Annotated in this window: 15 protein-coding genes; 2 read left to right on the top strand and 13 right to left on the bottom strand. The window is 33.4% G+C overall.

The window, feature by feature from the left end; translation table 11 throughout:
* Positions 1–46: 46 nt before the first annotated feature.
* Positions 47–856 carry a lysophospholipid acyltransferase family protein gene (locus APR43_RS04405; protein ID WP_053473742.1) on the bottom strand — a complete coding sequence of 270 codons (810 nt, stop codon included), beginning with the start codon at positions 854–856 and terminating at the stop codon, positions 47–49.
* 123 nt (positions 857–979) lie between these two features.
* Positions 980–1,633: an NUDIX hydrolase gene (locus APR43_RS04400; protein ID WP_053473743.1), complete on the bottom strand. Its 654-nt coding sequence runs from the start codon at positions 1,631–1,633 to the stop codon at positions 980–982.
* A gap of 91 nt (positions 1,634–1,724) precedes the next feature.
* Between APR43_RS04400 and APR43_RS04395 the strand changes: the two genes are divergently transcribed.
* Positions 1,725–2,162: a DUF4268 domain-containing protein gene (locus APR43_RS04395; RefSeq protein ID WP_053473744.1), complete on the top strand. Its 438-nt coding sequence runs from the start codon at positions 1,725–1,727 to the stop codon at positions 2,160–2,162.
* Between the two features lie 102 nt (positions 2,163–2,264).
* Here the strand turns inward: APR43_RS04395 and APR43_RS04390 are convergent, their stop codons facing one another.
* Genes APR43_RS04390 through mnmA form a run of 4 tightly spaced genes read right to left on the bottom strand, consistent with a single transcriptional unit; the run spans position 2,265 to position 6,481 of the window.
* A complete protein-coding gene (locus APR43_RS04390; RefSeq protein WP_053473745.1) occupies positions 2,265–2,675 on the bottom strand; it encodes a hypothetical protein in 411 nt (136 codons plus the stop codon).
* Positions 2,676–2,695: 20 nt separating this feature from the next.
* Complete coding sequence (locus tag APR43_RS04385; RefSeq protein WP_053473746.1) at positions 2,696–3,640, bottom strand: NAD(P)H-dependent flavin oxidoreductase; 945 nt, start codon at positions 3,638–3,640, stop codon at positions 2,696–2,698.
* Positions 3,641–3,648: 8 nt separating this feature from the next.
* Complete coding sequence (locus APR43_RS04380; RefSeq protein ID WP_053473747.1) at positions 3,649–5,250, bottom strand: S8 family serine peptidase; 1,602 nt, start codon at positions 5,248–5,250, stop codon at positions 3,649–3,651.
* 43 nt (positions 5,251–5,293) lie between these two features.
* Positions 5,294–6,481, bottom strand: coding sequence for a tRNA 2-thiouridine(34) synthase MnmA (mnmA, locus tag APR43_RS04375; RefSeq protein ID WP_053473748.1), 1,188 nt, complete (start codon positions 6,479–6,481; stop codon positions 5,294–5,296).
* A gap of 140 nt (positions 6,482–6,621) precedes the next feature.
* Here mnmA and APR43_RS04370 point away from each other — a divergent pair, with 140 nt between their 5' ends.
* Positions 6,622–8,499: a PEP/pyruvate-binding domain-containing protein gene (locus APR43_RS04370; protein ID WP_053473749.1), complete on the top strand. Its 1,878-nt coding sequence runs from the start codon at positions 6,622–6,624 to the stop codon at positions 8,497–8,499.
* Here the strand turns inward: APR43_RS04370 and APR43_RS04365 are convergent.
* The 7 genes from APR43_RS04365 to APR43_RS04335 form a co-directional block, all read right to left on the bottom strand.
* Positions 8,496–9,053, bottom strand: coding sequence for a DUF4956 domain-containing protein (locus APR43_RS04365; RefSeq protein ID WP_053473750.1), 558 nt, complete (start codon positions 9,051–9,053; stop codon positions 8,496–8,498). The two genes, APR43_RS04370 and APR43_RS04365, sit on opposite strands and share 4 nt — an antisense overlap.
* 206 nt (positions 9,054–9,259) lie before the next feature.
* Positions 9,260–9,976 (bottom strand): toxin-antitoxin system YwqK family antitoxin, encoded by a 717-nt coding sequence (locus APR43_RS04360; RefSeq protein WP_053473751.1) that lies wholly within the window; start codon positions 9,974–9,976, stop codon positions 9,260–9,262.
* Positions 9,977–10,120: 144 nt separating this feature from the next.
* Positions 10,121–12,028, bottom strand: a complete 1,908-nt coding sequence (gene yidC, locus APR43_RS04355; protein ID WP_053473752.1) for a membrane protein insertase YidC — start codon at positions 12,026–12,028, stop codon at positions 10,121–10,123.
* Positions 12,029–12,110: 82 nt separating this feature from the next.
* Positions 12,111–13,724, bottom strand: a complete 1,614-nt coding sequence (locus APR43_RS04350) for a CTP synthase (RefSeq protein ID WP_053473753.1) — start codon at positions 13,722–13,724, stop codon at positions 12,111–12,113.
* Positions 13,725–13,940: 216 nt separating this feature from the next.
* Positions 13,941–14,357 (bottom strand): hypothetical protein, encoded by a 417-nt coding sequence (locus tag APR43_RS04345; protein WP_053473754.1) that lies wholly within the window; start codon positions 14,355–14,357, stop codon positions 13,941–13,943.
* A 99-nt stretch (positions 14,358–14,456) separates the two neighbouring features.
* Positions 14,457–14,690 (bottom strand): DUF3820 family protein, encoded by a 234-nt coding sequence (locus APR43_RS04340; protein ID WP_053473755.1) that lies wholly within the window; start codon positions 14,688–14,690, stop codon positions 14,457–14,459.
* Between the two features lie 258 nt (positions 14,691–14,948).
* Positions 14,949–16,000 (bottom strand): PIG-L family deacetylase (locus APR43_RS04335; RefSeq protein ID WP_205720330.1); only part of this gene is annotated, 1,052 nt, incomplete at its 5' end.

The following is a 16,000-nucleotide window of genomic DNA, read 5'->3' as shown; positions in this document are numbered from 1 at the left end:
AAACAAAAAAAACAATCTAAACTCTAAAATCAGAAATCTAAAATTCCTAATACTCCCACTGTCTGAATTTATTTAGTTCTTCCTGTGCTTTGATTTCTTCGGCTGGAATTACTTTTAAGAAAGATGGATGCTGTTCGATAGCGTATTCTACTTTTTCTACGATTTCTTCGATTGTGTCGTTTTCATAATCAATTTCAAGAGGTTCTTTGATAATGAAAGACTGAAGGATATTTTTCTTTTTCATACGAAGTCCTTTTTTATCAAAAGAACGACGGAAACCATCAATAACAATAGGAATTACGATAGGTTTATGCTGTTTGATTATATGTGCTGTTCCTTTACGAACGGGTTTAAAAGATTTTGTTGTTCCCTGCGGAAAAGTAATAACCCAGCCGTCTTCAAGGGCAATACGGATATTTTCGGTATCGTTTGGATTTACGTCACGTTTTTCGGTTACGTCAACGCCTTTTGCACGCCAAGTTCTTTCTACGGTAATTGCGCCAACATAAGCTAAAATTCTTGGCAGTAATCCGGCCTGCATCGTTTCTTTTGCAGCCACGTAGTAAATATTCATTTTTGGCTGCCACAAATAACCAATGTTCTTAATGGTATCTTGACGTCCGCTTAAACTTGCGTTAAACACATGAAACATTGCCACAACATCGGCAAAATAAGTTTGGTGATTGGATATAAATAAAACGTTTCTGTCTGGAAGTGTTTTAATAATTTCAGATCCTTCAATCTGTAATTCATTAAAACCTCTATATCTTCTATGAGTCATGGCTCCCAAAATACGGATTAACCATTTCTTGATGAATAATATATGCCCAAAAGGATTTCGTTTAAACAATCCCATAACGTCTTTTTGTGTTTTTTAGGTTAAGTCGCAAACATACAAAAATTATTCTTTTAGCAATACTAATATACAATTTACGAAATAAATCTGTATCTCAATGATTATCAAAATGTTAAATTAACGTTATTGTGATTTTTCTGAGAAAGTAAATTTTAGTACATCTCTCAATTCACTTAAAATCATTGCGGTTGCTCCCCAAACAATATGATTTTGGATATTAAACGCCGGAACCAAAATATCATTTCCGTAAGAAGTTGATAATTTGCTTTCGATTATAATTTCATCGTCTAAAAAAACAGATAACGGCAGTTCGAGAACATCAGCTACTTCTCGGGCATCTGGATAAAATACAAGTTCTTCTTTGGCAATTCCCAGATATGGATGCACCAAAAAGTTACTTGGCGGAATATACATAGGTGTAAAATGCTTTATAATTTCAATTTTCTCGGGATTGACACCAATTTCTTCACTGGTTTCTCGTAAGGCTGTTTCCTTATAATCGTGATCTGTAAGTTCATATTTTCCGCCTGGAAATGCGATTTGCGATGAATGAACACCATTGTATGCATTTCTAACAATTAAAATTAAATGTGTTTTTCCGTTTTTGGGATAAAACAACATCATAACTGCAGCAATTCTTGGATTTTTTGCGTCAATATCTAAATTTTTCAACGCCTGAATGCGCTCTAGAGGCGCCATTTTTGCGTGTGATGATTCTGCCGGAAGTTCAACTGGAATTAAATTAGGAACATATTGCAAAAAATCTTGAAAATCCATATTCAAAGTTTATTTTTGTACTTTCAAATTAAAATATAAATATACTCTAGAAAATGCGGTTCTACAAGTTTTCTAAAACAAAGCCATAAAAATGTACAGCAGAGAAGAATCACAAAGAATAAAAAGGGAATTTTGGGTTGCTTTTGCAGAAAAGTATCCAAGAAAATGGGTTCTTTATGATACCAAAATAAAAGATTTCTCTTTTAAATTTTATGTAGACAATAAAAAAGCGCAGGTTTTAATTGATATTGAACATCGCAGCGACGAAAAACGAAATGCGTATTTTGAAAAGATTGAAGCTTTAAAAAACATCCTTGAAGAGGAATTTATTAAAGACTTGGTTTTCGAAAAAAACTACACTTTAGAAAGTGGTAAAACGATTAGCAGAATTTGGGTTGAAAAACCTGGAGTAGGTTTTAGCAATCGCAATAACTGGGATGCTATTTTTGATTTCTTCAACGAAAACATGCATGCTCTGGAAATGTTTTATCTGGAATATGATGAGTTTATTAAGGATATTGAAGTTTAGAGGAAAGTTGCTAAGGTTCTGAGATACTAAGTTTTTTTATATAGCGAACCCGGCAGATTTTAAAATCTGCCGGGTTTGCTATATAGTACATTACTTAAAAATTTATACCGTAAAAATATTATATACGATAATATGATCGTCGTAGTTGATATAAAGCTGTTTGCGGTTATCTTGCTTTTTACGTGTAATAATAGAAAGTTTGCATTCTCGTCCGTCATTATCTTTGCACATAAAAGAATATACAATATCGGTATCGTTTTCCTCCCTTTCGATGTAATCCAGAATGCTAAAAAGCTGTATTTCCTGAGAATAAACTACAATCCTGTGTTTATCAGTATCTAAAACTACAGAGAGATTAACCAAATCAAGATCAGACCACTGTCCCCACTTTCCTTTTTCATTTTTTTCTAAAACACTAAATCCCGACGTTTTAAAATGATACGATTGACTCTGAACTTGTTGTAATCCAAAAGCCAGAAACAATGCTATTATATAAGTGCGAATAGAATTCATAAAATATTTCTTGCAGGTAATTAAAACTCAAATGTAGCTTTTTCTTCGCGAGCAGCTTTAAAATCGGCCATCATTTGTTGAACAATTTGTTCTACAGGCAAAATTTCATGAATCAGTCCGGCAATTTGTCCTATTTCAAGTTCTCCTTCTTCAAGATCTCCTTCAAACATTCCTTTTTTGGCTCTTGCTCTTCCTAAAAGTTCTACTAATTCTTCTTTAGAAGGACATTTTTCATACAAAGCCTGAACATCATTATAAAATTTATTTTTTACCAATCGAACTGGAGCTAATTCTTTCAAAGTCAATTGAGTACCTCCCTCTTTTATATTAACTATCGTTTCTTTAAAATTATTGTGGGCAGAAGATTCTATTGATGCCGCAAAACGACTTCCCACCTGTACTCCATCAGCACCTAAAATCATAACAGCCAGCATTCCTCTTCCGGTTGCGATTCCGCCTGCAGCAATAATAGGGATTTGTATTTTTTCTTTAACCATTGGTATCAACGTTAAAGTCGTAGTTTCGTCACGTCCGTTGTGTCCGCCTGCTTCAAAGCCTTCGGCAACAATGGCATCTACGCCTGCTTCTTGAGCTTTTAATGCAAAAACACTGCTGCTTACAACGTGTACAACCGTTATTCCTTTTTCTTTTAAAAATGAAGTCCAGGTTTTAGGGTTTCCTGCCGATGTAAAAACGATTTTCACGCCTTCTTCAACCACGATATTCATGATCTCTTCAATATTGGGATACAACATCGGGATATTAACTCCAAACGGTTTATCAGTCGCCTTTTTGCATTTCTGAATATGTTCTCTTAAAACCTCAGGATACATTGAACCTGCTCCAATTAAACCTAAACCTCCGGCATTACTTACTGCCGATGCTAATTTATAACCACTGTTCCAAATCATTCCTCCTTGAATAATTGGGTATTTTATATTGAAAAGCTGTGTAATTCTGTTCATTAAAACTATTATTGTTTTATTATTTTTCCTGTTTTTTGTAAACCTCCAGATTTAAAAGTATAAAAATACAGTCCGCTGGTTAAGCTTTCTACAGAAAGAACCGGATTTTGATTTGTTATTTGTTTTTCAATCAGCTTTTGTCCCAAAATGGAATAAATAGACACAGAAGCCGTTTCATCTGCAAACAAAAAAGAAATATTAGATTTTGTCGGATTTGGATAAACTGAAAAATTCGATGAAGACTGAAAAACATCTACACTTAAAGTCGATCCAAAATTAGGAATTCCATAACCATAATTATTATCCGGAGTTGTATATCGATCTGCAGATTCAATAATCATCTGTCTAATTTCCTGATTTGTTTTTGATGGAAATGCCTGCCAAAGACAAGCAACCATTCCTGCCATAATAGGACATGAAAAAGAAGTTCCGTTTGCCGTACCAATCCCTCCAGTCGTGTTTGCAACAACAGCTGCAACACCTTGCGCCATTACATCTGGTTTTATACGATTGTCAAAACTTGGCCCGATAGAACTAGAAGCAGCTTTAACTTTTATAGCATTTACAGAACCAATTGTAAGAACAGAAATACCGTCTCCAGGCGATCCAACATGATTTTCAACTTGGTTTCCTTCATTTCCGGCAGATGCCAAAACGATAATTCCTTTACTAAAAGCAATTTCGGCGCCTTTTGTTATAAAGTTTGTCGTGCCATTCATATCGCTATAAGTGTGGCCGTAATTGGCATTATCAAAACCAAAATACCCTAATGAAGTGGTAATAATATCAACTCCGTAAGCATCAGCTTGTTCTGCGGCTTCAACCCAATACGATTCTTCAACCGGATTTTCAGAAGCATCATTTTCTGTTATAAATAAATAATAAGAGGCATCTGGAGCTGTTCCTACTAAAGAATTTTCTTTGTAACCGCCCATTGTCGATAATACTAAAGTTCCGTGATCGTCGCCGGTATAAAAATTCGTGCTTCTGTTGACATAATCATAACCTCCTAAAATCAAATTATTATCTCGTAATCGTTTAAAAGGTTCAGCTGTGTTTACACCAGGATATCCGGCATCCAGAACAGCAATTATTTTTCCGGAACCTGTATAATTTTGCTGATGCAAAACCTGACCGTTAAGCATTTGGATTTGATTTGCAGAATTTCCGTATGCATAATCAATTGTTGTTTCCAGCTTATTTTTTACTGCAGCAATATTATTTTGAGAAACTTTTTTTGAAGTTACATTTAATGTCTTATTGGCAAAAACTACTTTATCAACATACGAAAGCAGCTTTAAAGCCGTAATATTAGTTTGAGTTCCTCTAACATGAAGTGCATTTAACCATTTTGACTGTGCCAAAACTGTTATTCCTGTACTCGCTTTTATCTGATCTACGTAAGTAATTTCCAGAGGTGCATCTGTAATATTTAAAGCAATATTTTGTGCTGTACGGCGATCTAATGATCTCTGCGAAAGAGTCAACGATGGATTATTGAAAAAATCCTGTGAATTTGGTTTTCCGTTAAAATATACCCAGGCATCTTCTTCCTGAGAAAACATTAAAGTCGAAAACAATAGTAAAAGAAAAGTAAAGTTCTGTTTCATATATACTCTTTTAAAAGGAAATCCTTCGTAAAAAAGTATAAAGCTAAGAAATTACTCCCGAACCAACTAATTCATTCTCTAAATACCAGGCAACAAACTGACCTTCTGTTATGGCAGATTGTGGTTCTTCAAAAGAAACATACATTCCGTTTTCAAATTGATGAAGTGTCGCTTTTTGCAATGGCTGACGGTAACGAATTCTCGCCATAACTTCCATTGTTTCACCTGTTTTTAACTTCATATCTTCGCGAACCCAGTGTACTTCAGATTCTCCAACAAACAAAGCTTTTTTAAACAATCCAGGGTGATTGCTGGTTAAACCGGTATAAATTGTATTGGTTTCAACATCTGTAGCGATTACAAATAACGGATCTGTAGTTCCACCCACGTTCAATCCTTTTCTTTGACCAACAGTAAAATAATGTGCACCTTGGTGTTTACCCATAATTTTTCCCATTGTTGGAAGATAATCCAATTTTTGAGCTTCAATTTTTAGATTTTCTTCTAAAGATAATTCAGCTGGTTTTTCAAAGTTGTAGATTGGATCGTTTTTATCAATCTGAACAATTGTACCTTCTTTTGGCTGCAATTTTTGCTGTAAAAATTCAGGTAAACGAACTTTTCCAATAAAACAAAGTCCTTGCGAATCTTTCTTTTCTGCAGTTACCAATTCCATTTCAGCCGCAATTTCGCGAACTTCAGGTTTTGTCAGCGCACCAATTGGAAACAATGCTTTAGACAATTGATCCTGAGATAACTGACATAAAAAATAAGATTGATCTTTGTTCACATCATTTCCGGCAATCAATTGATAAACCGTTTTTCCGTCAACCTCAATTTCGCTTTTTTGGCAGTAATGTCCGGTTGCAACATAATCGGCACCAAGACTTAGTGCGATTTTCATAAAAACATCAAATTTGATTTCACGGTTACAAAGCACGTCAGGATTTGGAGTTCGTCCTTTTTCGTATTCGTTGAACATATAATCAACGATTTTTTCTTTGTATTCTTCGCTTAAATCAACAGTTTGAAACGGTATTCCAAGTTTTTCAGCCACTAATAAAGCATCGTTACTATCTTCTAACCAAGGACATTCGTTAGAAATAGTAACCGAGTCATCATGCCAATTTTTCATAAAAAGCCCAATAACTTCGTATCCTTGCTGCTGCAATAAATAAGCGGCAACACTAGAATCTACTCCACCAGAAAGACCAACAACTACACGTTTCATTTTAAAATCTTTAATTTTACAAGGGTGCAAAGATACGCCATATTTTATATAATCTAACTCGTTTCAATTAGTTTATATAATCCCATGGTAGATAAAACTTATGGTTTAAATACTTACTTTTAATATTCAATACAATTGTCATGAAAAAACACATTTACGGCTTAGTTTTCTTTTTCATTTTCATGTCTTTGAGTGCACAAAGATATTCTTCATCATTAGCTGATTATGAAGCGTATAAAGCATTTAGAGGAAAACCTTTATCTGATAAATTCTCCAATATCGAATCGGTAAAAGTGGTTTATGATTTACGAAAACAAAAAATGTATTATTTCAACAGTACATTGATTCCGCTGCATTATGATTTTGTAACGAATTATCTGCATTACAATTATGATCTCCAAATTTTCAACAATGAAAATTACAGCAACACTTTAAAAGACAGGGATTTTTTATTGGGAAATCTCAATCATATCAAAGGAACTGATAAATGGATTTTTGAACTCGCCGCTTCAGATCATATGCCAATTGAACAAATCGAACGTTTTTTCTATTTGGTTAAAAAATCAACTTTTATTGGAGAAAATCTAAAATTCTATTTGAATAATCCTGAGCAGATGGAATGGTTTCGTTTAGAAAAATTTAAAATTCCGTGTGTAAAATCAGATTATATTTTTAATGAAATAAAATATCAGGAAGTCGTTTCAGGAAATAACATTGGCATTTTAAAACAATACAAAATCAAAGAGCTGGATAAAGTAAAACCAAATCCTGACGAAATTATAGTTTTAGATGGAACACCGGATATTTTACCAAATGTAAGAGGAATTATTGTCAACGAACTGCAAACACCATTGAGCCATTTGGTCCTTTTAGGTAAAAACAGAAAAATTCCAATTATGGCTTATACATTGGCTTTAAAAGATGAAAACATCAAAAGATTACTTTCCAAAAAAGTAGAACTAAAAATTCAGGTTGATACTTTTTTTATAAAAGAGACTGATAAAAAAATTGTCATCAAAACGAATTCTAAAAAGAAAAAATTAATCATTGATAATAGCATTACTGATTTAGTTGATTTGTCTAAAATTCCTAAAAAAGGAGTTAATTACATTGGTTCAAAAGCACAAAACATGTCGTATTTAATTGCAATTTCAAAAGAAATTCCATTTAAAGTTCCTGAAAATGCTCATGCCATTCCGTTTTATTTTTATACCAAACACATTCAGAAAGAATCGATTTCTTCCTTAATACAAGAACTTTTGAATTCTACAAAGAAAGATTCAACGGTTTGGGTGGATCAGCAATTGAAAAAGATTCGTGATGCCATTAAAAAAGAACCGATTGATCCTGAATTAATTTCAAAATTGAATGTGACTTTTAAAGATGCTAAATTTAAAAACTTCAGATTCCGTTCCTCAACAAATGCCGAAGATTTAGACGATTTTAACGGCGCCGGATTATATGATTCTAAAACCGGAATTCTTGGAGACAGCATTAAAACTTTCGAAAAAGCGATTAAACAGGTTTGGGCAAGTGTATGGAATGAAGCTTCATACAACGAAAGAGAACTTTTTGGAATCGACCAGCAAAATATTGCAATGGGCGTTTTAGTCCATCGTTCGTTTCCTGATGAATTAGCAAATGGTGTTGTGATTACGAAAAACATTTTCAGAGGAGATTTTCCCGGAATTACAGTAAATGTTCAAAAAGGAGAAAACTCGGTTGTAAAACCAGAAAAAAGAGAAATCTGCGAGCAGTTTGTAGCGTATCATTTAAACTCCGGAACCGACGATGATGATTTTGATGTGGATTATACTTCAAATTCAAATCTCAATAATAACGAGCCTTTGTTAAGCCGAAAAGAAATGAGCCGACTTTTTCTTGTGAGCAGTAAAATTGAAGAAAAAATGTACCGTTATTGGCGAAAAAACCTCTTTCATCCTGTAGATATAGAATTTAAAATCGTTGGCGAAAATCGGGATTTATATATTAAACAGGTTCGGCCTTTTAATAATTAATAGAAAACTAAAAGATCAATTTCGTTGGTTACTGTATTCACTAAAACGATCTTGAAATCAAAATCCTGAATATTGATTTTTTCCTGAACTGCTTTGCGGATAGTTCCATTTTCTAAAGAAAAATCACCTGCAAATGCAATTTTTACATCAACAGTATTCAGATATTTTGAAGCTTTTCTATTTACGATAATAGACGCCACAACATAAAAACCAATAATGATAATTTGAAAAAACAAGAGTATTTCTATTTTCTCAAAAGGATACATAATGTCCAAAATAGAAAGCGTAATCGTAGCAAAAAGAAAGATGATTGCGTTTACAGTAAACGATTGTGTCCTAAATCTTAAAATGGAAAAAATAGCAAACAAACCAAAACCAATCCCGACTCCTATTTCAATTTTGGTGAATAAATAGCAAAGCGAAAAAGTACACAAACCCACAATAACCATCAACGGATTTATAGTTTCGTTATCTTTTCTATTGGAGAAAAAGTACAAAACCAAAATCGAAAAAAACAATAAAAAGAATCTTCCAGCAAGTTCGTTTAAATCCATTGAATCAAAATATTAGCTCAATCAAATTTAAACATTTGAACAAAAAAACAGCCACGAATTCACGAATTTATTTTGAATAAAAAAGGTTTGCCACGAATTACACAAATTTCCACGAATTTTCATTTAACTAAAGAAAGCAAAAAATTAATTCGTGAAAATTCGTGTAATTCGTGGCAAAAAAATGCCCGCACAAGAGGGCACTAATATTATTCGTTTTTAGGTTTTGAATTGGCTTTGTAAGCACTTTTTGGATCGCTCATATTAACTTCTTTAGTCAATTTACCTTTCGTGTAAAACTGCCACATTCCGGCTTTTTTTCCTTTTACAAATTTTCCTTTAGAAGCTACAACTCCATCTGAATCATAAAAAACAGCATCGCCTTCATATTCATTATTTTTAAATACAGACTGTTCCTGAATGGTTCCGTTTTGCCCTATTTTTTTATAATTTCCTTCTTTTAAACCGTTCACATAAGTCATTTCCTCAGCAACTTGGTTATTCGGATAATAAACCGTTCTTAAACCGTGTAGTTTACCTTTTTTATAAGTTTCAGAAGTCATCAAAATCTTAGAAGCTTTGTGATAATATTTCCATTCGCCTTCCCTATCCTTACCAATTTCTTTTCCTTCGCTTACTATATTTTTATTCTGATCATAAAAAATAGTATATGAGCTTCCATCATTAGCCGTAAAATCGCGTGTTGCAATTACGTCGCCTTTTTTAGTATCATCAAAAAACTTAAAAATTCCGGTTTCTTTTCCATGGCTGAAAGTTCCTACATATCGCGGACGTTTTGATTCGTAAACACCTTTCCAAACACCATCTTTCTTTCCGTTAGCATCTAATTTATTAAACTCAGTCTGGGCATTTACAAAGAAAACATTTAGCAATAGCAGCCCAATTATTATTTTTTTAGAAATCATCTTGTATTCAATTTTTAACTTAAACGAAAATTAGTTTCATAAAGTATGTTTATTCATTCTCAAAGTTAAAATTTTCATTCTTATTTGAAAAGGGAACACACTCATTAAAATAAAAAATCCCGATTAGATCGGGATTTTTAAAATTTATTTCTTTTTATTTTGAGTCTTTTTTGCGGCCTCTTGCTGCTCCATTACATCTTGAAGACGCTGTTGAAACTTGCTTGGCTTTTTAGGCTCTTTTAATTTGTTTTCCTGAATTTGAGCGTGAATTTTCTCGCTGTCTACGATGTAATTTTTAATTACAAACATAATTCCAATAGTAATTAAGTTCGAGATAAAGTTGTACAAACTTAAACCTGCACCATAACTATTAAAGAAAATTAACATCATTAATGGCGAAACATAAATCATGATTTTCATCATTTTTGCCATATCCGGCATACCTTCTTGCTGAGGCGCAGCCATTTGCTGATCTCCAGAAGTCATTTTCATATAGAAGAAAATTGCAATTGCTGCCAAAATTGGGAACAAACTGATATGATCTCCATACAAAGGAATATGGAAAGGTAATTTTACAACCGAGTCAAAAGATGATAAATCGTCTGCCCAAAGGAAGCTTTTTTGTCTTAACTCAAAAGCTGATGGGAAGAATTGAAACGATGCATACATAAACGGAAGCTGAATCAATGCCGGAATACATCCTGCCATTGGGTTTACTCCTGCTTTGTTGTACAGTTTCATTGTTTCCTGTTGTTTCTTCATTGGGTCTTTTTTGTATTTTTCACCCAACTCATTAATATCCGGACGTAAAACTTTCATTTTAGCCTGTGATAAAAACGACTTATATGTAATTGGCGACATAGCCAATTTGATAATAATAGTAAAAATGATAATCGCAATTCCGTAAGCAATATAAGAGCTTAAGAATCCAAATAATGGTACGAAAATCCATTTATTGATCCATCCAAAAATTCCCCATCCTAACGGAATAATTTTTTGGAATTCTTTATCATAAGATTTCAATACTTTATAATCAGCCGGACCAAAGTATAAGTTCATCTTATAATCAATTTCTCCGTTAGAGAAAGCCAATGGAACTGTTGCTTTAAACTGTTTTGTAAAAAGAGTATCCACTTTTTCGTCCTTAACTAAATTCTCAGAAACTAAATCAGCTTTCTCAAAAGCAGTATTTGTTTGAAGAATTGTAGCAAAAAAGTGTTGTTTAAATGCAATATAATCTACTTTTTCAGGTGTTTCTTCTTTGTGATCTCCCTGACCTACATAACTTTCTTTTCCATCTGCATAGTTATAGTAAATTTCAGCATAACGATTCTCGTAAGAAACACTTTTTTCATTTCTGTATGTTTTTAAATCCCAAGCCAAGTTTAATGGTTTAGAAGAATTTAAAACTCTGTTCAATCCTTGAGAACGAACATCAAAACCAATTAAATAATCGTTTGGTTTTAATACATATTTATATTCTAAAAATTCATTAGCTCCAGCTTTTAAACGCATTGTTAAAATTTGGTCTGCACCATTTTTTGTCAATGTTGGTTCAAAAAACAAATCTTTAGAGTTTAAAGTTCTGTTATCTGTAGTTTGTAATTGAATATTTAAATTAGAATTGTTATCCTTAATTAATTCAACTAATTGTCCTGAACCTTTTTTAAATTTTTCGAATTCTTTTAGCGTTGCTTCAACTATATAACCACCTTTATTAGCGATTTTAAGTTTAATCTTTTCGTTTTCGATAGTTGTAAAAGAGTCTTTTGCAGAAGGAAGCGTAGCAGAATATGCAAATCCGCCTAAAGTTTTTTGCAATTGTGCTAACTGAACTGTATCGCCTGGTGTAGCCGCAGCAACTGGTGCAGCAATAGTTTTAGCTTTATCGGCTTTTGCCTGAGCTTCTTGTTTAGCTACTAATTCTTTCTTGGCTTTTTCAGCAGCAATTTCTTTATCAGAAGGCTGATTTTGGTACATAATCCAAATCAGGATTCCGAATATCAATACAAAACCAATGATTGAATTAAGGTCAAATTTTTTTTCTTCCATTATTTATTTAAAAAAGTTATCCGTCAGAAGTTATTAGTTATGATTATAGCTTAAAAGTTACAACCTCTTAGAATATTAATTATTATTTTTTATGCGCATTTACCGCAGCAGCTACAAAATTCACAAAAATTGGATGTGGATTTGCTACTGTACTTTTGTATTCAGGGTGGTATTGTACACCAATAAAGAACGGGTGGTTTTCAAGTTCTACAATCTCTACTAATCCAGTATCAGGATTAACTCCAGAAGCTTTTAAACCCGCTTTTTGCAATTCGTCTGCGTATTTATTATTGTACTCATAACGGTGGCGGTGACGCTCTGAAATGGTTGTTTCACCATAAATTCTGTGTGCCAGCGTATTTGGTTTAATATTACATTTCCAAGCTCCCAAACGCATTGTTCCACCTTTATCTGTAACATTTTTTTGCTCTTCCATTAAACTCACAACCGGATGAGGCGTTTTTTCGTTCATCTCAGTAGAATTGGCTTCAGTGTAACCTAAAATATTTCTTGAATATTCGATAACAGACATCTGCATTCCTAAACAAATTCCAAAAAACGGAATGTTATTTTCACGTGCATAACGAACTGCTTCAATTTTTCCTTCAATACCTCTTTCACCAAATCCCGGAGCAACTAAAACTCCGTCAAGAACACTTAATTTCTCTGCAACATTATCAATATTGATGTGTTCTGAGTGAATAGAAATTACATTTACTTTAGTTTCATTTGCAGCACCTGCATGAATAAATGCCTCTAAAATAGATTTGTAACAATCCTGCATTTCTACATATTTTCCAATCAAACCAATATTTACGGTTTGTTTCGGATTTTTTAATCTGCGTAAAAAAGTATTCCATGTTTTTAAATCCGGAGATGCTTTTTTAGGTAAATCTAATTTTTTCAAAGCCACAACATCTAATCCTTCTTCAAGCATTAAATTTGGAACTTCGTATATCGTTGAAGCGTCGATTGACTGAATAACTGCTTCTTTTTTAACGTTACAAAACAAAGCCAGTTTTTGACGTAATTCCTGAGACAATTCGTGCTCCGTTCTACAAACCAAAATATCAGCTTTGATTCCGCTTTCCATCAAAGTTTTTACAGAGTGCTGTGTAGGTTTTGTTTTCAACTCACCCGCAGCAGCCAAATAAGGAACTAATGTTAAATGAATAACGATTCCGTTATTTTCTCCTAATTCCCAAACTAACTGACGAACAGACTCAATGTAAGGTAATGATTCAATATCACCCACTGTTCCACCAATTTCAGTAATTACAATATCATAATCGCCAGATTTACCCAGCAATTGCATTCTGTCTTTAATTTCGTTTGTAATATGAGGAACAACCTGAACTGTTTTTCCTAAAAATTCCCCTCTTCTTTCTTTTTCAATAACCGAAAGATAAACTCTTCCTGTTGTAACGTTATTTGCCTGAGAAGTAGGAACGTTCAAAAAACGCTCATAATGACCTAAATCTAAATCTGTTTCGGCACCATCATCTGTTACATAACATTCTCCGTGCTCATAAGGGTTCAATGTTCCCGGATCCACATTAATATACGGATCAAATTTTTGAATAGTTGTACGGTATCCTCTTCCTTGTAACAATTTTGCTAAAGATGCTGCAATGATCCCTTTTCCTAATGAAGAAGTCACACCGCCTGTAACAAAAATATATTTTGTTTGATTCATTCTGTTGTTGTTTGTAAGTAGTTGTGTAAAAAACTTGGCAAAAGTACAAATTTAATTAGATAATTTATCAATTCCAGAATGAGATAATTTGCAAATTTTTAAACAGATTGACTACTTGGTTTTGTAATCGATAATTTTAAGCTTTTATTAGCATTATTTTTAAGAAATATCTTTAAAATGGGTTCGATACTGTTACTCAATAATGTCAAAAATCAATTATTTTAAGTCTTTCACCTGAGCAGTATCTTTAATTATTTTTTCAGATTTGATTACAGAATCACGATGGCGTTTTATATCTGCTCTAATAGCTTCTACTTGACTTTTAGACACTTTATCTTTCACATAGTCAGATTTAACAGCAAAAAAGACAGAAAAATATACTATTAAAGGAATAAAAATCAATCCTGTTCCTAACCCAAGCCCTATCTTGGCAAGTCCGGTCGAAACGTTTGCTTTTTTTGCTTTTGATAAACCAATTGCTCCCAAAATTATTGCGAGAACAGCCAATACTATATAAGCTATTTTAAAAGCTAAATGTGGTACAAAAACAAAAATAAGTGCCAATACAGCCAGTATTATCGCATATCTGCCCTGGCTTTCTCCCGGTTTTGATTGTTGGGAATTGTTTTCCATTACTAGGTTTTTAATATTTACTGTAAAAATATAAAAACACTAAAAAGAAGTTAATATACTGAGACAAAGTTACTAACAATTAAAACAGTCTTTTTTTAATTACTGTCCTTTGGGATATTGCTTTTTAATATTCCGAATCAACTCTTCCAGCCCATTTAATTTCAACTCATAAATAAGCTGTAACTGCTGTCCTAATTCTCCTTTTGGAAAACCTTTATTATGATACCAAACGACATAATATTCAGGTAAATCAATTAAAAAACGACCTTCGTATTTCCCGAAAGGCATTTTGGTATGTGCTAATTTTATGAGAAGTTTTTTGTCTTGTTCCATTTTTTAAAGAAAAAAGAAGCAAGAGAAAAGAAAATATAGACTCATTCTTTCTTCTTGCTTCTAATTGCTTACAAAGCTATTATTATTTTTCTTTTTGCCACAGATTAAACGGATTAAAATGATTTTTTTTTCGCCACGAATTACTCGAATTATCACGAATTTAATTTGTGGAAATTTGTGTGATTGCTTCGCCTGTTCGCTATCGCTCGAGTAATGGCAAAAAACCTTAGAATCTTAGCATCTCAGAACCTTAGCATCTTAATAATGCCATCTCACAAAAGCTTCCATCGCTGCGTAAGTTGATAAACCTAATTGTTGATATAACGCAGCTGTTTCCGCATTTCTGTCTTCGGCTCTCTGCCAAAATTCTCTGGCATCTGTTCCTTGAAAAACAACTCCATCTTTTTGTGATTGGTGTTTGAAGATACCGTGGCGTTTTGCCAAAACCTGATCCGGGCTCATCGGTACTGCCATTTCAACTTCGTCAATTCCCCATTCCTGCCAAGCTCCTCTATATAACCAAAGCCAGCAGTCGTTCATGAATGGTTTTGGTTTTAAAGCTTTTACAGCTTCAAAAATTGCATCCAGACAAACTTTGTGTGTTCCGTGTGGATCTGCTAAATCTCCTGCAGCATATATTTGGTGTGGTTTGATTTTTTCAATTAAATCCATTGTCAATTGAATATCTTCGGGTCCAATTGGTTTCTTTTCGATTGTTCCAGTTTCGTAAAAAGGAAGTTCCATAAAATGAATCTGATCATCGGTTAATCCAACAAAATGACTTGTCGCTCTCGCCTCTCCTTTTCTGATCAAGCCTTTGATATATCTTACTTCGGGAATATCAATTTCACTGTTCTTTTTATTTTCTAAAAATGTCTGTGCTTTTTTGTAAATATTATCAGCTTCTTCGCTTTTTATGTTGAATTTCTCATTGTAATCAATCACGAATCTTGCAAAACGTAATGCTTCATCATCCGCAACAGCGATATTTCCTGAAGTCTGGTAAGCAACATGTACCTCATGTCCCTGCTCCTGCAGACGCATGAATGTTCCTCCCATACTAATGATATCATCATCAGGATGCGGACTGAAAATCAAGACACGTTTTTTAGCAGGTTCTGCTCTTTCAGGACGGTTGGTGTCTTCTGCATTTGGTTTTCCACCCGGCCAGCCCGTGATTGTATTTTGAAGTTTATTGAATATTTTAATGTTGATGTCGTATGCCGGACCTGAATCTGCCAATAAATCGCTCATTCCGTTTTCGATATAATCGGCGTCGGTAAGCATTAAAATTGGTTTTTTAAGATCTA

Origin of the sequence: Flavobacterium sp. NLM (assembly GCF_002210235.1) — a bacterium.
Classification (GTDB): domain Bacteria; phylum Bacteroidota; class Bacteroidia; order Flavobacteriales; family Flavobacteriaceae; genus Flavobacterium; species Flavobacterium panici.
The sequence above is the reverse complement of the archived record's forward strand: the minus strand, read 5'-3'. Positions and strand labels throughout refer to the sequence as shown.